The 14,233-nt window shown below is 68.8% G+C and carries 16 protein-coding genes; 9 read left to right on the forward strand and 7 right to left on the reverse strand.

Annotation, left to right across the window (positions count from 1 at the left end; genetic code table 11):
• Nucleotides 1-3 precede the first annotated feature (3 nt).
• The 3 genes from NO345_RS17515 to NO345_RS17525 all read right to left on the reverse strand — a co-directional run bounded on the left by NO345_RS17515 (nt 4) and on the right by NO345_RS17525 (nt 4,023).
• The gene (locus NO345_RS17515) at nt 4-1,608 is read right to left on the reverse strand and encodes an FtsZ/tubulin family protein (RefSeq protein WP_256301406.1); all 1,605 of its coding nucleotides are present in this window, start codon (nt 1,606-1,608) and stop codon (nt 4-6) included.
• A 140-nt stretch (nt 1,609-1,748) separates the two neighbouring features.
• Nucleotides 1,749-3,629 (reverse strand): coiled-coil domain-containing protein, encoded by a 1,881-nt coding sequence (locus NO345_RS17520; RefSeq protein ID WP_256301408.1) that lies wholly within the window; start codon nt 3,627-3,629, stop codon nt 1,749-1,751.
• 106 nt (nt 3,630-3,735) lie between these two features.
• The gene (locus tag NO345_RS17525) at nt 3,736-4,023 is read right to left on the reverse strand and encodes a hypothetical protein (protein WP_256301410.1); all 288 of its coding nucleotides are present in this window, start codon (nt 4,021-4,023) and stop codon (nt 3,736-3,738) included.
• Between the two features lie 137 nt (nt 4,024-4,160).
• Here NO345_RS17525 and NO345_RS17530 point away from each other — a divergent pair, with 137 nt between their 5' ends.
• The 6 genes from NO345_RS17530 to NO345_RS17555 are packed head-to-tail and all read left to right on the forward strand — an operon-like array spanning nt 4,161 to nt 9,466.
• Nucleotides 4,161-4,316 (forward strand): hypothetical protein, encoded by a 156-nt coding sequence (locus NO345_RS17530; RefSeq protein WP_256301412.1) that lies wholly within the window; start codon nt 4,161-4,163, stop codon nt 4,314-4,316.
• A 6-nt stretch (nt 4,317-4,322) separates the two neighbouring features.
• The gene (locus NO345_RS17535) at nt 4,323-4,862 is read left to right on the forward strand and encodes a cupredoxin domain-containing protein (RefSeq protein WP_256301414.1); all 540 of its coding nucleotides are present in this window, start codon (nt 4,323-4,325) and stop codon (nt 4,860-4,862) included.
• Nucleotide 4,863: 1 nt separating this feature from the next.
• Entirely contained in the window at nt 4,864-6,582 is a 1,719-nt protein-coding gene (locus tag NO345_RS17540; RefSeq protein WP_256301416.1) for a cytochrome c oxidase subunit I, read from the forward strand.
• Between the two features lie 2 nt (nt 6,583-6,584).
• Nucleotides 6,585-7,652 (forward strand): heme o synthase, encoded by a 1,068-nt coding sequence (gene cyoE / locus NO345_RS17545; RefSeq protein ID WP_256301418.1) that lies wholly within the window; start codon nt 6,585-6,587, stop codon nt 7,650-7,652.
• Nucleotides 7,649-8,386, forward strand: coding sequence for a hypothetical protein (locus tag NO345_RS17550; RefSeq protein ID WP_256301420.1), 738 nt, complete (start codon nt 7,649-7,651; stop codon nt 8,384-8,386). Before cyoE ends, NO345_RS17550 begins: the two co-directional genes overlap by 4 nt.
• A 42-nt stretch (nt 8,387-8,428) precedes the next feature.
• Nucleotides 8,429-9,466: a DHH family phosphoesterase gene (locus NO345_RS17555; RefSeq protein ID WP_256301422.1), complete on the forward strand. Its 1,038-nt coding sequence runs from the start codon at nt 8,429-8,431 to the stop codon at nt 9,464-9,466.
• Nucleotides 9,467-9,516: 50 nt separating this feature from the next.
• Here NO345_RS17555 and NO345_RS17560 read toward each other — a convergent pair whose 3' ends face one another.
• Both NO345_RS17560 and NO345_RS17565 read right to left on the reverse strand, forming a co-directional pair.
• Nucleotides 9,517-10,359: a beta-keto acid cleavage family enzyme gene (locus tag NO345_RS17560; RefSeq protein ID WP_256301424.1), complete on the reverse strand. Its 843-nt coding sequence runs from the start codon at nt 10,357-10,359 to the stop codon at nt 9,517-9,519.
• A complete protein-coding gene (locus NO345_RS17565) occupies nt 10,359-10,550 on the reverse strand; it encodes a hypothetical protein (protein WP_256301425.1) in 192 nt (63 codons plus the stop codon). Before NO345_RS17565 ends, NO345_RS17560 begins: the two co-directional genes overlap by 1 nt.
• A gap of 132 nt (nt 10,551-10,682) precedes the next feature.
• Between NO345_RS17565 and NO345_RS17570 the strand changes: the two genes are divergently transcribed.
• The 3 genes from NO345_RS17570 (at nt 10,683) to NO345_RS17580 (ending at nt 12,824) form a co-directional block, all read left to right on the forward strand.
• Complete coding sequence (locus tag NO345_RS17570) at nt 10,683-11,891, forward strand: iron-containing alcohol dehydrogenase family protein (protein WP_256301426.1); 1,209 nt, start codon at nt 10,683-10,685, stop codon at nt 11,889-11,891.
• Nucleotides 11,892-11,957: 66 nt separating this feature from the next.
• Nucleotides 11,958-12,392, forward strand: a complete 435-nt coding sequence (locus tag NO345_RS17575) for an SRPBCC family protein (protein WP_256301428.1) — start codon at nt 11,958-11,960, stop codon at nt 12,390-12,392.
• Nucleotides 12,393-12,416: 24 nt separating this feature from the next.
• Nucleotides 12,417-12,824 (forward strand): translation initiation factor IF-2 subunit beta, encoded by a 408-nt coding sequence (locus tag NO345_RS17580; RefSeq protein ID WP_256301430.1) that lies wholly within the window; start codon nt 12,417-12,419, stop codon nt 12,822-12,824.
• Here NO345_RS17580 and NO345_RS17585 read toward each other — a convergent pair whose 3' ends face one another.
• The gene (locus NO345_RS17585) at nt 12,825-13,004 is read right to left on the reverse strand and encodes a DUF7836 family putative zinc-binding protein (protein ID WP_256301432.1); all 180 of its coding nucleotides are present in this window, start codon (nt 13,002-13,004) and stop codon (nt 12,825-12,827) included.
• Nucleotides 13,005-13,100: 96 nt separating this feature from the next.
• Nucleotides 13,101-14,096: a transcription initiation factor IIB gene (locus NO345_RS17590; RefSeq protein WP_256301434.1), complete on the reverse strand. Its 996-nt coding sequence runs from the start codon at nt 14,094-14,096 to the stop codon at nt 13,101-13,103.
• Between the last annotated feature and the right edge of the window lie 137 nt (nt 14,097-14,233).

Genomic DNA, 14,233 nt, shown 5'->3' on the forward strand with positions numbered 1-14,233 from the left:
ACCTCAGGGCATGTTCTTCCGGCCGAGGCAGTCGAACAGCGGTTCCACCTTGTCCCACACCTCGCGGACGCCTGCCGAGAGCTGGCTGTTGCCGTCCTGCTTCATCGTCAGCGCGTGCTCGTACATCTCCTCCAGGGAGGGCATCTCCGGGTTCCAGAGCGTCCCCCAGAGGAAGACGTCGTCGAGGTACGGCGTCACCAGCTGGTGCGTGTGGATGTCCACCGTCTCGACGCCGGCGACGTTGTCGCGGTCGAGGAAGTCCGGACTGCCCAGCACCTCCGTCAGCACGCCGTCGTTGACGAGCGGCGCGACCTTCGACATCTTCTCCTCCGGGCCGTAGACGAGGAACGTCCCGCCCCACGCCGTCGTCGGGTCGAAGTCCGCGAGCTTGTTCTGGAACAGCGCCTTCCGGGCGAGCATCTGGAGCTTCGACCGGTCGAACGAGTTCGCGTGGATCTTCCCGAGCACCGGCGCGAGCACGACAGCGGGGTTGTACGCCCGGTCCGGGTCGAACGGGTACTTGTCCTGCACCGGTCGGAAACTGTCCGCCGGGTCGAACACCTCGCCGCGGATGGAGAGGTCGGTCTCCTGCTCGACGACCTGCGGGATGGAGGACATCGTGAACGCCTCGAGGAACGCCACCAGCGGCTTGTTCAGGTCCGCGAACTCCGGCGGGTTGTACCGCTCGACGCCGTGGATACGCGGCTCGATGTCCTGTGTCGCCTCGCGCAGCTTCCGGTTGTCGAACGGGACGATGGCGTCCACGCTGGCCGCGGTGCGGGCCATCCCGATGACGCCGTTGACCATCGCCCGACCGGAGCGGTCGGCGTACTCGCTGGGGATGACGACCGACGAGAAGATCGGTTTTCCGACGACCTTGTCGTCGTCGAGCACCGCCTCGCGGAGTTTCTCCGCGATGACCGGCGTCGAGCCACAGCCGGTCCCCTTCGTCACGCTGTGGACGAACATGATGGCCTGCGAGTCGCGCAGCTCCACCGGGTTCGTGTCCCAGCGCTCCTGGAACGGGTTGCCGCCGTCCTCGAAGTCCGCGAGCACGAAGTCACGGCCGTGGTCCCAGCGGTAGCCCGCCCCGGCGTAGTTGTGGACACCCTGCCCGATGATGCAGTTCGCGACGATGTCGTGGCGGTTGTAGCCCTTCTCCTCCTGGGCGTAGTAGGTCTCCTCGATCTCCGCGACGTTCGTGTTCAGCACGCCCGCCCCCGCGAGCCCGCCCTCCCAGATGCGGACCCGTTCCTCGTTCTCGTCGGCGAGGGTGTTCCGACGCAGCAGGATCGCGTCGACGATGTGGTTCCCCGCGCCACCGACGCCGATGACGTACCACTTCTTCCCCACCGAGGAGAGCCCGAGGTCCGTCTGCGACGCGGCGCTCGCACCGTTGCCGTTGCCGGCTCCCGGAACTGGTTCCTCGTCGGCCTCCTCCTCCTCGTCCCAGTACCGCTCCTCCACGAATATCGGGTCGTAGAGGTCCGGGTACACCTGTTCTACCGACTTCGGTTCGTCTCGATGCTCGTGAGCGATGTGGCCCTCCAGCGTGTCGTGGTCCCACTCACCACGTGGAGAGACACAGATTTTACACGTTTCAGACATGATAACCGACGGTCACTGTGGAGAACTGGTATCGGGGGCGATATGAACGTACTGGCCCCTGAAAGATGGACGTGGGCTGGGCCGTCGTGGTTCGGGGTGGCTAACGGATCGAGAGAACACTCGACGGGAGCGACGACCGGCTACACGTACTGCTCCTTGAACCGGTCGTACAGCGCATCCAGCGCCGCCGGCGCGTCCTCCCGGTCGGTGAACCGCACGTCGACGATGCCCGGGGGTGCGCCCGCGGGCACGTCGAACGTCTCCACGAGGTCGCTCTGGCGGTTGCAGAACCGTTCGATGGCGGCCAGTGCCTCGGACTGCACCGCGTACTCGGGGAGCTCGCCCGTCTCCAGGTGGACGGTGTCCGAGCCGGCCTCGGCGACGGCGGCGAGCTCGTCGAACAGCAGCAGCACCTCGTCGACGTACTCCTCCGGGTCGACGTACTCGTCGCGGCTGCTGGTCGAGCTGGACGTGCTGGTCGTGGAGCGACTCGTCGACCGGTCCCGGTCGGGCGTCGGCTCCGCGGCGACGGGTTCGCCGCGGTGGCTGACGCTGATGTGGCCGTCCGCGACGTGGTAGTCGACGCCGTACTCGCTCTCGAAGGCGGGTGCGAGCTCGCGGGCGAGCTGGGGGTCGACCTCACCCGGGAGGCTCACGCGGTCCTGCCCGTGGTCGAGCGCGCCCGCGAGGCTGCCGAAGAACTGCACCGCCGTCAGCAGGCCGTCTGCGGTGTCGCGTGCCTCCCCGACGAGTCGCTCGGCCTCGTCGAACCGGCAGTCGTGGAGTGCCGTGCGGGCCTCCCGGAGCTCCTCCTCGACGCTGTGGATGCTGTCGACGTCGGGGTCGTGGCCCTCGACGAGCATCGCCTCGACGCGCTCGCGGACCGCACCCTCGAGGCGTTCCAGCTCCTCGCGGGCGCGCTCGACGTCGGTCTCGGCGGCCTCGTGGGCCTCGTGGAACGACTCCTCCGTGTCGGCGACGTGGCGCTCGATGCGCTCCTGGTGGACCCGAATCTCGTCCAGGGCGTCGGCGACGGACGACAGGTCGACGTCGTCGCGCTCGCACAGCCGCCGGATGGTGCGGTCGACCTCGGCGACGTGGGTCGGCTCGTTGCTCGGCGGGAGCCTGACCTCGCGGAACGTGCTCTGGAGGTTGACGACCTCGTAGGTTCGGCCGTAGCGGGAGCGCACCGTCAGGTCCACGTCGCCGCGCTCGACGGCCGTACGGACGCCGTCGGCGAGGGTCGACTGGATTCGGTCGACCGCCGATTCGGGGTCGCGGCGTCTCGCACTCTCGAGCAGCTCCGCGGCGCGACGGCGGCCCTCGCTGGCGTCGGCGACCGTGGACCGGACGCTCTCGATCTCCGTCTCGAGCTCGTCGTAGCCCTCGCGCTCGCGGTCGGCGGCGTCGCGGGCGTCGGCGACGGCGTTCGGTGCGAGCTCCGCGAGCGCATCGAGCGTGTCCGCACCGACCTTCCGACGGTACTCGGACTCGAACGTCTCCCGCTTCCGTGCGACGAGGTCCGAGGCCTCGGAGAGGTCCTCCGCGGCGGCGGATTCGAGGTCGACCGACCAGTCGCGGAGCCACGCGCCGCCGAGCGCGCCGGCACTGGCGACGAACGGGACCGCGAAGAACAGCCCGAGCTGTGCGACGCCGATACCGCTGGCGAACAGCGACGAGTAGACACCGAAGAACAGGGCGAGGAAGAGTACCGAGACGAGGCCGGCACAGGCGAACGTCACGTCGCGGTTCCTGAGCAGCCCCATCGCGAGGCCCTGCCCGACCCACGCGGCGGCGATGAGCACGAAGAGCACGAGCACGACCGCGGTGCTCGCCTTGAACTGGATCGCGGCCTCCCTGAACACCTGCAGCGAGATGAACGCGTCGACGACCCCACCGACGACCGGGAGCGTGCGAGCCTCCACGTCGGCGAGTGCGAACGCGGCCTGCAGGAACGTCCCGACGACGGGCAGTCCGGCGAGTCCCCACCCGGCGAACGGCAACAGCTGTCCGTCTTGCATACCCTCACATCAGACGGGTTGCATGAAAACGTTTGTCGCCGTCCCGCCGGTGCCCGGGAGGGTAGCACGGCCGCTGTGGCGGGCGGGCTGACCGGTCGACGTGGCCTCACTCGTCGGTACCGTCGCGGATCGCGCGTGCCAGCACGGGATGGAGCTTCGGGTTGCCGTCCTCGTCGCGCTGGAACAGGGGCTCGCCACCGAGGCGGTCCTCCAGCGTTCCCGTTCGCTTCTCGACGGTCCGCTCGGTGTATCCCGTCTCCTCGACGAGCTCGTCGACTGTCAGTGGGCCCTCGGCCTCGGCGAGGGCCGTCGCGATCTCGTACTCAGACTGGACGTACTCCGAGGCCATCTTGTCGACGAGCGCGGCGACTTCGTCCGGTATCTCCTCGGTCATGCCCCGGATTTGTACGCCGGGTGTCCTAAATGATTCGGGAACGTCCCGGGAGCCGGGGGACCCTCTCTCGACCCGTCTCAGGCCGTGCGAACACGTTCGGGAGCAGGTACTCGGTCTCTTTGGGTCGAGTACGGAACATGGCGACAGATTCAGAGACATCGACGGACGGGGAACCGTGGCCCCAGCGACTCCTCGACAGCATCTGGTTGCTCGCGCTCGCGGCCATCGTCTACTGGGTGCTCTCGTACATCGTCTGGGGACTGATAGACATCTTCACCGTTCCGATGGGGTGACGACGGATGGACTCACCGCTCGACCCCCCGGAAGGCAACTGGTGGAACGAGACCGTCAATCGACGCGAGACGCTGTGGATCGCGCTCTCGGCCGGCTGGGCGGTCACGCTGTTCGGCTGGATGTTCGGCTGGACCGAGTTCGGCGAGCAGAACAACGTCGGGCAGACCTACAGCGTCACGCCCGACCAGTTCCAGGGGAAGGTCGCCGAGTTCAAGGACGCGGCCGAGCGGACGGACCGTGGGTTCGTCCCCGCCGGCGAGGACGTCTACGTCGGCGCGCTCCAGTGGGGCTGGGACGGCCTCCCGGTCGTCCTGGAGGCCGGTGAGACGTACAAGTTCCACCTCGGCTCCTACGACGTCCAGCACGGGTTCTCGGTGCGCAACGAGGAGAACCTGAGCCAGCAGATCTCCCTGCAGATGCTGCCCGACTACGAGTGGGTCCTCGAGATGTCGTTCGACGACTCCGGGACGTACCACGTCGTCTGCAACGAGTTCTGTGGCAACGGCCACCGGAGCATGCACAGCGCCATCCACGTGGAGGAGTAAGATGTTCGGACTCAGTACCTACGACTACGACGACGACGGCTTCCGCCGCTGTTCGGTGACCGGCCTCGACATCCACCGCTCGGCGGAGGACATGGTGAAGCTCTACGGACTGACGGCCATCCTCGCGCTCGCGGTCGGCGGCGTGTTCGCGGTGTTCGTCGCGCTCACGCGCTGGGAGGTCGTCGGGCTGCTCTCGCCCGGCGACTTCTACACCTACCTGAGCATCCACGCCTGGAACCTGCTCATCTTCTGGATGGTGTTCATGGAGGTCGCCATCCTCTACGTCGGCGGCCCGTTCGTGCTCGGCAGGAAGCTCGCGCTCCCGTCCCTCGCGAAGGTCGGCTACGTCGTGATGCTCGCCGGCGCGGTGACGGTCAACGCCGCCATCTGGCTGACGAGCTACCCGAACAACGCGCCGCTGCTGACCTCCTACGTTCCCCTGGAGTCGAGCTGGCAGTTCTACCTCGGGGCGCTCGTGTTCGTCCTCGGCGCGATAATCGCCGCACTGCCCTTCTTCGCCACGATGTGGAAGGAGAAGCGGGAGAACCCCGGCAAGACGCTCCCGCTGGTCGCATTCGGCGCGTTCGCGACCAGCATCATCGCCTTCGAGGCGCTGCTCGGCGGCGTGCTCACCTACGGGCCGGCGCTGCTCTGGCGGCTGGAGATACTCGCGACGCTGGACTCGGCGTTCTACCGCCAGATGTACTGGATCATCGGCCACGGGAGCCAGCAGATCAATCTGCTCGCGATGATCACCGTCTGGTACTTCCTCACCCACGTCGTCGGCGGGGCCGAGGTCGCCAGCCAGAAGGTCTCCCGGACGGCGTTCGTGCTCTACCTCTTCTTCATCAACATGGGGGCGGCCCACCACCTCATGTCCGACCCCGTGGTCTCGACCGGCTGGCGGATGTGGAACACGTCCTACGCCGCCTACGGCGCGGTGCTGGCGAGCATGATCCACGCCTTCGCCATCCCCGCCGGGCTGGAGGCCGGTCGTCGCGCGAAGGGGAAGGGCGGTGGCCTGTTCGGCTGGCTGTGGAGCGGTCCCTGGGACGACCCCGGTTTCTCCGCGACCATCCTGAGCATCGTCCTGTTCGGCTTCCTCGGCGGCATCACCGGCGTCATGATGGGGCAGATGCAGCTCAACATGACCTGGCACAACACGCTCGCGACGCCGGGGCACTTCCACGCGACGGTCGCCACCGGGACGACGCTCGCGTTCATGGGCCTGGGCTACTACGTCCTCCGGCTGGTGTTCGGCCGTGACTGGGCGCTCGGCCCCCTCGCGAAGATCCAGCCGTTCCTCTACGGCGGCGCGATGGGCGTGACCGTCGTGATGATGATGTACGCGGGCGTCCTCTTCGGCGTCCCCCGGCGGCATCCGGCCGTCATGGACATCCCCGGCACCGAGTTCAGCTTCGAGGCCGCCGCGCCGTTCTTCGCGGTGTTCGGCATCGGCGCGCTGGTCTCCATCGTCGCCGGTGCGCTGTTCGTCGTCGTCGCCCTCGCCACGCTGTTCACCGGCGACGAGTTCGAGGGCGGCCCCGTCGGCGACCTGAGCCAGACCGTCGCCGACGGCGGCGAGGCCGACCACGACCCGGTCCACGAGCAGAGCATGCGGGGCACGTTCGTGCTGACCCTCGTGTTCTTCGCGACGTTCGTCGTGCTCACGGCGCTGAACTGGTACCTGCTCTCGAACATCTGGCAGATAGGGCCCTGACGATGGACCGGGCACTCCCGCGACAGCTCTGGTCGCTCGTCAAACCCCGCATCGTGACGCTGCTCTGTGTCACCGGCCTGTTCGCGCTGCTGGCGGCAGGGGGCGGGTCGCCGAGCGTCGTCGTCGGCTTCGTCGTCGCGGGGGCGCTGATCGCTGCGAGCTCCGCGGCGCTGAACTGCTGGTACGACCGCGAACTCGACCGCCACATGGAGCGGACTGCCGACCGACCGCTCCCCAGCGGTGCACTCGACCACCGGGTCGCACTCGCCTTCGCCGTCGGCCTGTTCGTCGTCGGGAGCCTGGTCGGGCTGGCGACGCTCCCCGCCGGCGCTGTCGGCTACATGTGGCTCGGCGTCGCGGCCTACGTCGGGCTCTACACCGTCGGCCTGAAGCGCCGGCACTGGACCGGCGTCGTCCTCGGCGGCTCCGCCGGTTCGTTCCCCGTGCTCGCCGGCTGGACGGCCGTCGCGCCGCTCTCGGTCGAGGCGGTCGTCATGGCGGCGGTGGTGTTCGCCTGGACGCCGGCCCACGCCTGGGCGCTCGCCCACGTCTACCGCGCCGACTTCGCGGCCGCCGGGGTGCCGACGCTGCCGGTCGTCGCCGACGAGACGGTCGTCCGCCGGGCGGTGTGGTACTCCGTCTGGACGACGCTGGTCGTCGCCGCGCTGCTCGTCCCGTTCGCGGGACTGCTCTACGCGGTCACCCTCGCGGTCGCCGGCGGCGCGTTCGTCCTCGGCTATCGCGGGTTCCGGCACACCGGGAGCGACCCCGACGCAGTGCGAGCCTTCTTCACGTCGAACCTGTTCCTGGCGACCCTGTTCGTCGCCTGGGGCGTCTCCGGCCTCGTCCCGGGAGCCGACACGGCACTCGCGGGGGTCGCACTCGTGGCCGTCCCCGCGCTCTTCGTCGGCCTCTGGAACGCCCGGCCCGCGCTCCGCGGGGTCCGGGCCGAGCCGGGACACGAGTGGCGGCCAGTCGTCCGCGCGCTCGTCGACGAGCTCCCGGTCGTCCTCCGGGAATACGTTCGGGACAACGACCACCCGGGTCCCGCCGAGAACTCCAACCGATGACGGACGAACCGACCGAGTCGACCGGTCCGGAGGACGCTGCCTCCCCCGTCGCCCTCCTGTTCGAACTGGTCGGCAACGCCTGGAGCACGCTCAAGACGGTCTACTACGCGGACTCCGCCAGCTGGCGCGTCATGAAAGCCGGCGGCCTGCTCTTCTTCGGACTGTTCTGCTGGGCGGGCTCGAACGTCCTCTACTCGTACAACCAGGACCTCTGGGTGCTCCGCTACCCCATGGCCTACGGGTTCCTGCTCCTCGCCTACGGGCCGATCCACCACCTCGTCACGCTCCCGCTGGCCTACCGCTTCCGTCGGGCGAGCGGCTGGCTCCGGACGGTCGGCCAGCGGCTCCCGAACGGGATGCTCGCGGTGTTCTTCGCCGCCGTCCTCGTGCTCGGGACGTTCCCGGTCGGTGCGATGACCGTCGACTTCCGGAGCACGCTCGAGTCGAGCGGGGCAGACATCAGCCCGGACCTCCACTGCATCAAGTCCGACGTCGGGGACGACGTTGAGATACACTGCCACCTCTCCGAGTCCCGGGGCGTCGACAGCGTCGTCGTCCGCAGCGGCGGCCACGACATCCACGTCGACGAGGACCCGCCCTTCGAGTTCACCATCCGTGCGAGCGAGGTGCAGTCGGTCCGCGGCCAGCAGCAGTTCACCGTCGAACTGCGGGACGAAAACGGTGAGCTCGTCAGGCGGTACGTGAGACGGCTCGCGCTCGTCGAGGAGGGCTGACGGCACCAGAGGCTTGTAGGTCCGCCACGAACCACGCCCTAGATGAGTGCAGCAACCGACCTCCGGGACCTCCTGGCCGACGGGGAGGAGCTGACCATCGTCTGCCACAACAATCCCGACCCAGACTGTCTCGCCAGCGCGCTCGTGCTCGGGCGTATCGCGGCCGATGCCGGCATCGACGAGCGCCGCATCCTCTACAGCGGTGACATCTCCCACCAGCAGAACCGCGCGCTCGTCAACCTGCTCGACATCGACCTCCACGAGTTCGACCCGGCGGCCGTGCAGGACCGCGAACCGGGTTCGCTGCTCGCGTTCGTCGACCACGCACTCCCCGGCTTCAACAACCGCGTGCCCGAGGGGACGCCGATAGACGTCGTGGTCGACCACCATCCCGCGGAGGATGTCGAGGCCCGCTTCGTCGACCACCGGGAGGACGTCGGTGCCACCGCGACCATCGTGACCGAGTACGTCCGCGAGCTCGGGACGGACATCGACGACCGACTGGCGACCGCGCTCCTCTTCGCCATCCGGCGGGAGACGCTCGGTTTCCTCCGCGGCGCGACGACGGCGGAGTACGAGGCGGCGGCCTACCTCCACGGACTCGCCGACGGTGACCTACTCCGTCAGCTCTCGAACCCGGCGGTCAGCAGCGCGACGGTCGACGCCATCGCGGACGCCATCGAGAACCGGACGGTGTTCGGCTCGGTGTTGCTCTCGAACGTCGGCCGGACCAGCGAGCGGGACGCGCTCCCGCAGGCCGCCGACTACCTCGCGACCCTCGAGGGCGTGGGGACGACGTTCGTCTTCGGCATCGTCGGCGACGCCATCCAGATGAGCGGCCGGACGACGGACAGCCGCGTCAACGTCGGCAGCGTGCTCGAGGACGCCTTCTCCGACACGGGAAGCGGCGGCGGCCACCGCGAGATGGCCGGCGCGGAGGTCCCGCTCGGGATCTTCGCGGACTACACGGACGACGATAGCCGACTCGTCGACATCGTCGAGCAGGTCGTCACGGCGCGACTGCTCGCGACGATGAACATCGACCGGGATACCGACGACCACGAGGCAGAGGACGACTGACGGTCGTCGAGCCGGCCCGTGACCCGGCTCTCCGCCCGAACGGGAGTCGGCTACAGCCCGAGTATCTCGCGTGCCTCGGCGGGCGACGCGACCGGGCGACCCAGTTCCCCGGCGACGCGGACGACGCGCTCGACCAGCTGGGCGTTGCTCGTCGCGAGTTCGCCGCGGCGGTAGTAGACGTTGTCCTCGAGTCCGACGCGGACGTGCCCACCGAGCAGGATGCCGAGCGTCGCGAAGGGGAGCTGGTGCGGTCCGAACCCGAGCGTGTTGAACTGGGCCCCCTCGGGCAGGTCGTCGATGGCGTTGAGGAGGTTCCGGGGGCGTGGCCGGGAGAGCGTGCCGCCGCCGAAGATGAGCGTCGCGTACATCGGCTCGGCGAGGTCACGCCGGTCCAGCAGCCCGTGGGCCTCGTTGATGTGGCCGTCGTTGAACAGCTCCAGCTCGGGCTTGATGCCGCGTTCGACCATCTCCTCGTGGAGCGCGTCGACCATCCCACGTGTGTTCTCGCTGGTGAGGTGGTCGTAGCGGTTCAGCGGTCCCATGTCGAGCGACGCCATCTCGGGTGCGGGGTCAGTCCGCAGCGGGAGGTGCCGGTCCTCGGCAGGGGCCGCCGTCCCGCCGGTCGAGTGCTGGATGACGACGTCGTCGGCGTACTCCCGGACGGCGTCGTCGATCTCCTGGAACCGGTCGGTGGCGAACGACCGCTCGCCGTTGGGCGTCCGGGCGTGGAGGTGGACGACTGCCGCCCCCGCAGCCTCGGCCTCTGCGGCCGCCTTCCCGATTTCCTCGGGGGTCTCCGGGAGGTCCGGGTTCGCCTCCTTCCCGTGGACGCCGCCGGTCAGTGCCGCGGTGACGATGACCGGTTCGCGGTCGAGGTAGTCGCCGTAGGCCATCACTCAGCGCCCCCGGACTCGGCGTCGCGGTATATCTCGCAGTGTTCGGCGTGGTCGAGGTCGTACCGGTCGTTGCAGATGTCGGCCCGCATCGGCTGGACGAACGCGTCGGTGACAGTGCAGTACGCCCGTGGCTCGTCGAACGTTCGTCCGTCGCCCTCCTGCCGGTACTCCAGATGGGGACAGCTCATGGCGGCCGTTCGCCGTGCTCGGGAGTAAACGTTTGGTAGGCGGTGACGTTGGTATGGGAAGACGGGCGGCCCGGTTCCACCCTCGCCGGTGGCCGAAACGACATAGGGCGGGGGAGCGTACGTCGGGGTATCATGCACCACGAGACCTCCGGCGGCGTCCGCTTCGCGTACGACGCCCCGACGCTCCGATTCGGCGGCGGTTCGGTCGCCAGCCTCGGCGCTGAGCTCGCGGCGGCGGGCTGTGAGCGCGCGCTGGTCGTCTGCGGCTCGACGGTCGGTGCGACCGACGCGGTGATGGAACCCGTCCGCGCGGGGCTGGGCGACCGACTCGCCGGGGAGTTTCCCCGGACGACGCCCGACAAGCGGCTCTCGACCGCCTACGACGGCGTCGCCGCGATGAGACGCCACGACGCGGACGCGCTCGTCGCCGTCGGCGGCGGGAGCAGCATCGACGTGGCGAAGGTGATGAGCGTCCTGCGCGCGGACGACCGTGCCCCCGACCGGGTCGGGGCCGAACTCGCCGAGACGGGCACCGTCTCCATCCCGGACGGCGAGCTCACGCCCATCTTCGCGGTCCCGACGACGCTCGCCGGGGCGGACATCTCGCAGGTGGCCGGGATCACCGCCCACCCGTCGTCGAGCCTCGTCACGGCGTTCGTCGCCGGCGGCGTCTGGGACGAGCGGCTGATGCCGACCACCGTCGTCGGTGACGCGGAACTCGTCGCGACGACGCCCGAGTCGGTGCTCGTCGGGTCGGCGATGAACGGCTTCGACAAGGGCCTCGAGACGCTGTACGCGAGTACCCGGACGCCCGTGACAGACGGCACGGCCAGTCGCGGACTCCGACTGCTCGCCGAGCACCTCCCGCGGCTGGGCCAGGAGGGTGCGACGCCGGACGTGCTCGAACCGGTCGTCGAGGGGACCACGCTGGTCCAGTACGGCATCTCGCGCCCGTCCGAGACGACGCTCTCGGTCGTCCACGCCTTCGGTCACGGGCTCACGCGCGGCTACGAGGTCCAGCAGGGCGTCGCCCACGCCGTCGTCGTCCCGCACGTCCTCCGGTACCTGTTCGAGCACGTCGACGGTCGCCGGGACCTGCTCGCCGACGCGCTCGGTGTCGGCGACGCAGCCGACCCGGCCGACGCCGTCGTCGAGAGCGTCACCGCGGTCCGGGACTCGCTCGGGCTGCCGACACGGCTCTGCGAGGTGGACGGTCCGGAGCCCGACGGGTTCCCGTCCGTCGCCGAGGCCGTCCTCGCCGACTCGTTCATGCGGAACAAGCCGCCGGGCCTCGACCCGACACAGGCGGAGATAGAGGCGGTCCTCGAGGCGGCGTACTGAACGCGGCGGCGCGGGACGAAGGTGTTCGCACCGGGACTTTTCCGACGGGGCGACGAAGCACCACCGATGAACACCGTCTCGCTGTCGCGGTCGGTCGAGGGATCGGCGGACTCCGTTCGGGACGCGATGGCCGACCTCGAAGCGTTCACCGAGGCGGCCGGCTTCGATGGGGTGGTCGTCGACGGCGACACCGTCCACATCACGAACCACGTCGGGCTGCTCGAACTCACGCTCGACCTCGTCGTCACGACGGACGAGCGCGAGACCCTGGAGCTCGAGCAGACGGACGGTATCTTCGAGTCGATGACCACCCGGTACACCGTCACCGGCGATACGGAATCGTGCGAGGTGACCGCCGAGACCGAGTTCGCACTCGACGTGGCCATCGTCGGGCAGGTGCTCGATGCGACGGTCATCAAGCGCCAGCGGACACGGGAGCTGGTGGGCCAGCTCGACTGGCTCGAACGGCAGGTGTCGGGAGCGAGTACGAAGCAATTTTAGTTCCATCGGCACGTGCTTGTCGGTATGGACTACGAGGACCAACTGGAACGCGCGATGGAGGAGACGCCCGAGATCAGCTCCGCGGGCGAGCGCTTCAGCGTCCCCGACGCCGAGGTCCGCCAGGAGGGGAAGATGACCGTCTATGAGAACTTCAGGGAGACGACGGACGTGCTCAATCGGGAGCCGTCACACGTCATGAAGTTCTTCCAGGACGAACTCGGCACCAGCGGTCACATCGACGAACGTGGCCGCGCGCGGCTGAAGGGCGAGTTCCGGCGGGAACGGATCGCCGACGCGCTCGCCGAGTACGTCGACTCGTTCGTCCGGTGTACCGAGTGTTCGTCGCCGGACACGCGGCTGGTCACCGAACAGGGGACGACCGTGCTGAAGTGCGACGCCTGCGGAGCGCTCTCGGCGGTCCCCGACCTCTAGTCACTGGAGCTGTTTCAGGGTCTCGAGGTCGCGTTCCGTCCGCATGAACTCCGCCAGGCGACGCGTCGCGTGGCAGTTCGAACAGCTGTAGTTGCGCTTCGGGCCGGGGAGCTCGTCCGGTCCCAGCTCCCACTCCTTGTTGCATTCGGGACAGAGAAGCCGGACGTAGGTTTCCACCATGGCACGGGATAACACCACGCGGGGAGAAAAAGGTTGAGGCTACACCCACCGGTCACGGGCGACCCCGGGCGTTCGAGCCGGGGCGTCCGGACCGCCTTACGCGGCCGCGAACCCGGTGTCGGAGGCCTCGAGCAGCTCCTTGTACCGGTTCCGGATGGTGACCTCGGAGATGTTGGCCACGTCGCTGACCTCGCTCTGCGTGACCTTCTCGTTGGTCAGCAGTGCGGCCGCGTAGATGGCCGCCGCCGCGAGGCCGACGGGTGACTTGCCCGAGAGGATGCCCTCGTCGCGGGCGTTGTCGAGCAGCTGGCGCGCCCGGCGCTCGGCCTCGTCGCTGAGACCGAGGTCGCTCGCGAACCGCGGCACGAACTTCTCGGGGTCTGCGGGCTGGATCTCCAGCTTCAGCTCGCGGACGACGTACCGGTACGTGCGGGTCAGCTCCATCTTGTCGACGCGGCTGACGACCGCCATCTCGTCGAGGCTGCGCGGCGTGCCGGCCTGTCGGGCGGCGGCGTACAGCGCGGCGGTGGCGACGCCCTCGATGGAGCGGCCCGGGAGCAGGTCCTCCGCGAGTGCGCGGCGGTAGATGACCGACGCGGTCTCGCGGACGTTCTTCGGGAGGCCGAGCGAGCTGGCCATGCGGTCGATCTCGCCGAGCGCCTGTTTCAGGTTGCGCTCCTTGCTGTCGCGGGTGCGGAAGCGCTCGTTCCAGGTGCGCAGCCGCTGCATCTTCTTGCGCTGGCGGCTGGACAGCGAGCGCCCGTAGGCGTCCTTGTTCTGCCAGCCGATGTTCGTCGACAGGCCGTCGTCGTGCATCATCTTCGTCGTCGGTGCGCCGACGCGGGACTTCGAGTCGCGTTCGCTCGCGTCGAACGCACGCCACTCGGGCCCGCGGTCGATGTTCTGGTCGTCGACGACGAGCCCGCACTCCGTGCAGACGGTCTCGCCGTGCTCGGCGTCGAAGCGGACGTCACCGCCGCACTCGGGGCAGGTCGTCTCGGCTTCGCTCGTCTCCGCCTTCGTTCGCTCGTCTGTCTCGGTCTCCGTCGTCTGTGTTTCGTCCGTGAAACGGGTGGTTACTGTATCGCTCATGATGATCTCCTGAAGCTCGCCTCCGGTCGGGCCAGATAGAAAGGACGCCCTCGCCGGAGTACTCTTCACCCATAGTTAGGGCGGCAAGTATATAAACCTTGTCCTTACTTTATAAGTAAACCGCCGATGAGTACATG

The organism is Haloarchaeobius salinus (genome assembly GCF_024464185.1).
Taxonomy (GTDB): Archaea; Halobacteriota; Halobacteria; order Halobacteriales; family Natrialbaceae; genus Haloarchaeobius; species Haloarchaeobius salinus.

What these genes read in the sequence shown, in the direction of transcription:
- NO345_RS17565 (WP_256301425.1), bottom strand. Translation starts at nt 10,550, where the DNA reads ATGAGCTGTCCCCATCTGGAGTACCGGCAGGAGGGCGACGGACGAACG.
- NO345_RS17570 (WP_256301426.1), top strand. Translation starts at nt 10,683, where the DNA reads ATGCACCACGAGACCTCCGGCGGCGTCCGCTTCGCGTACGACGCCCCG.
- NO345_RS17525 (WP_256301410.1), bottom strand. Translation starts at nt 4,023, where the DNA reads ATGACCGAGGAGATACCGGACGAAGTCGCCGCGCTCGTCGACAAGATG.
- NO345_RS17520 (WP_256301408.1), bottom strand. Translation starts at nt 3,629, where the DNA reads ATGCAAGACGGACAGCTGTTGCCGTTCGCCGGGTGGGGACTCGCCGGA.
- NO345_RS17530 (WP_256301412.1), top strand. Translation starts at nt 4,161, where the DNA reads ATGGCGACAGATTCAGAGACATCGACGGACGGGGAACCGTGGCCCCAG.
- NO345_RS17515 (WP_256301406.1), bottom strand. Translation starts at nt 1,608, where the DNA reads ATGTCTGAAACGTGTAAAATCTGTGTCTCTCCACGTGGTGAGTGGGAC.
- NO345_RS17590 (WP_256301434.1), bottom strand. Translation starts at nt 14,096, where the DNA reads ATGAGCGATACAGTAACCACCCGTTTCACGGACGAAACACAGACGACG.
- NO345_RS17585 (WP_256301432.1), bottom strand. Translation starts at nt 13,004, where the DNA reads ATGGTGGAAACCTACGTCCGGCTTCTCTGTCCCGAATGCAACAAGGAG.
- NO345_RS17535 (WP_256301414.1), top strand. Translation starts at nt 4,323, where the DNA reads ATGGACTCACCGCTCGACCCCCCGGAAGGCAACTGGTGGAACGAGACC.
- NO345_RS17560 (WP_256301424.1), bottom strand. Translation starts at nt 10,359, where the DNA reads ATGGCCTACGGCGACTACCTCGACCGCGAACCGGTCATCGTCACCGCG.
- NO345_RS17550 (WP_256301420.1), top strand. Translation starts at nt 7,649, where the DNA reads ATGACGGACGAACCGACCGAGTCGACCGGTCCGGAGGACGCTGCCTCC.
- NO345_RS17555 (WP_256301422.1), top strand. Translation starts at nt 8,429, where the DNA reads ATGAGTGCAGCAACCGACCTCCGGGACCTCCTGGCCGACGGGGAGGAG.
- NO345_RS17580 (WP_256301430.1), top strand. Translation starts at nt 12,417, where the DNA reads ATGGACTACGAGGACCAACTGGAACGCGCGATGGAGGAGACGCCCGAG.
- cyoE (WP_256301418.1), top strand. Translation starts at nt 6,585, where the DNA reads ATGGACCGGGCACTCCCGCGACAGCTCTGGTCGCTCGTCAAACCCCGC.
- NO345_RS17540 (WP_256301416.1), top strand. Translation starts at nt 4,864, where the DNA reads ATGTTCGGACTCAGTACCTACGACTACGACGACGACGGCTTCCGCCGC.
- NO345_RS17575 (WP_256301428.1), top strand. Translation starts at nt 11,958, where the DNA reads ATGAACACCGTCTCGCTGTCGCGGTCGGTCGAGGGATCGGCGGACTCC.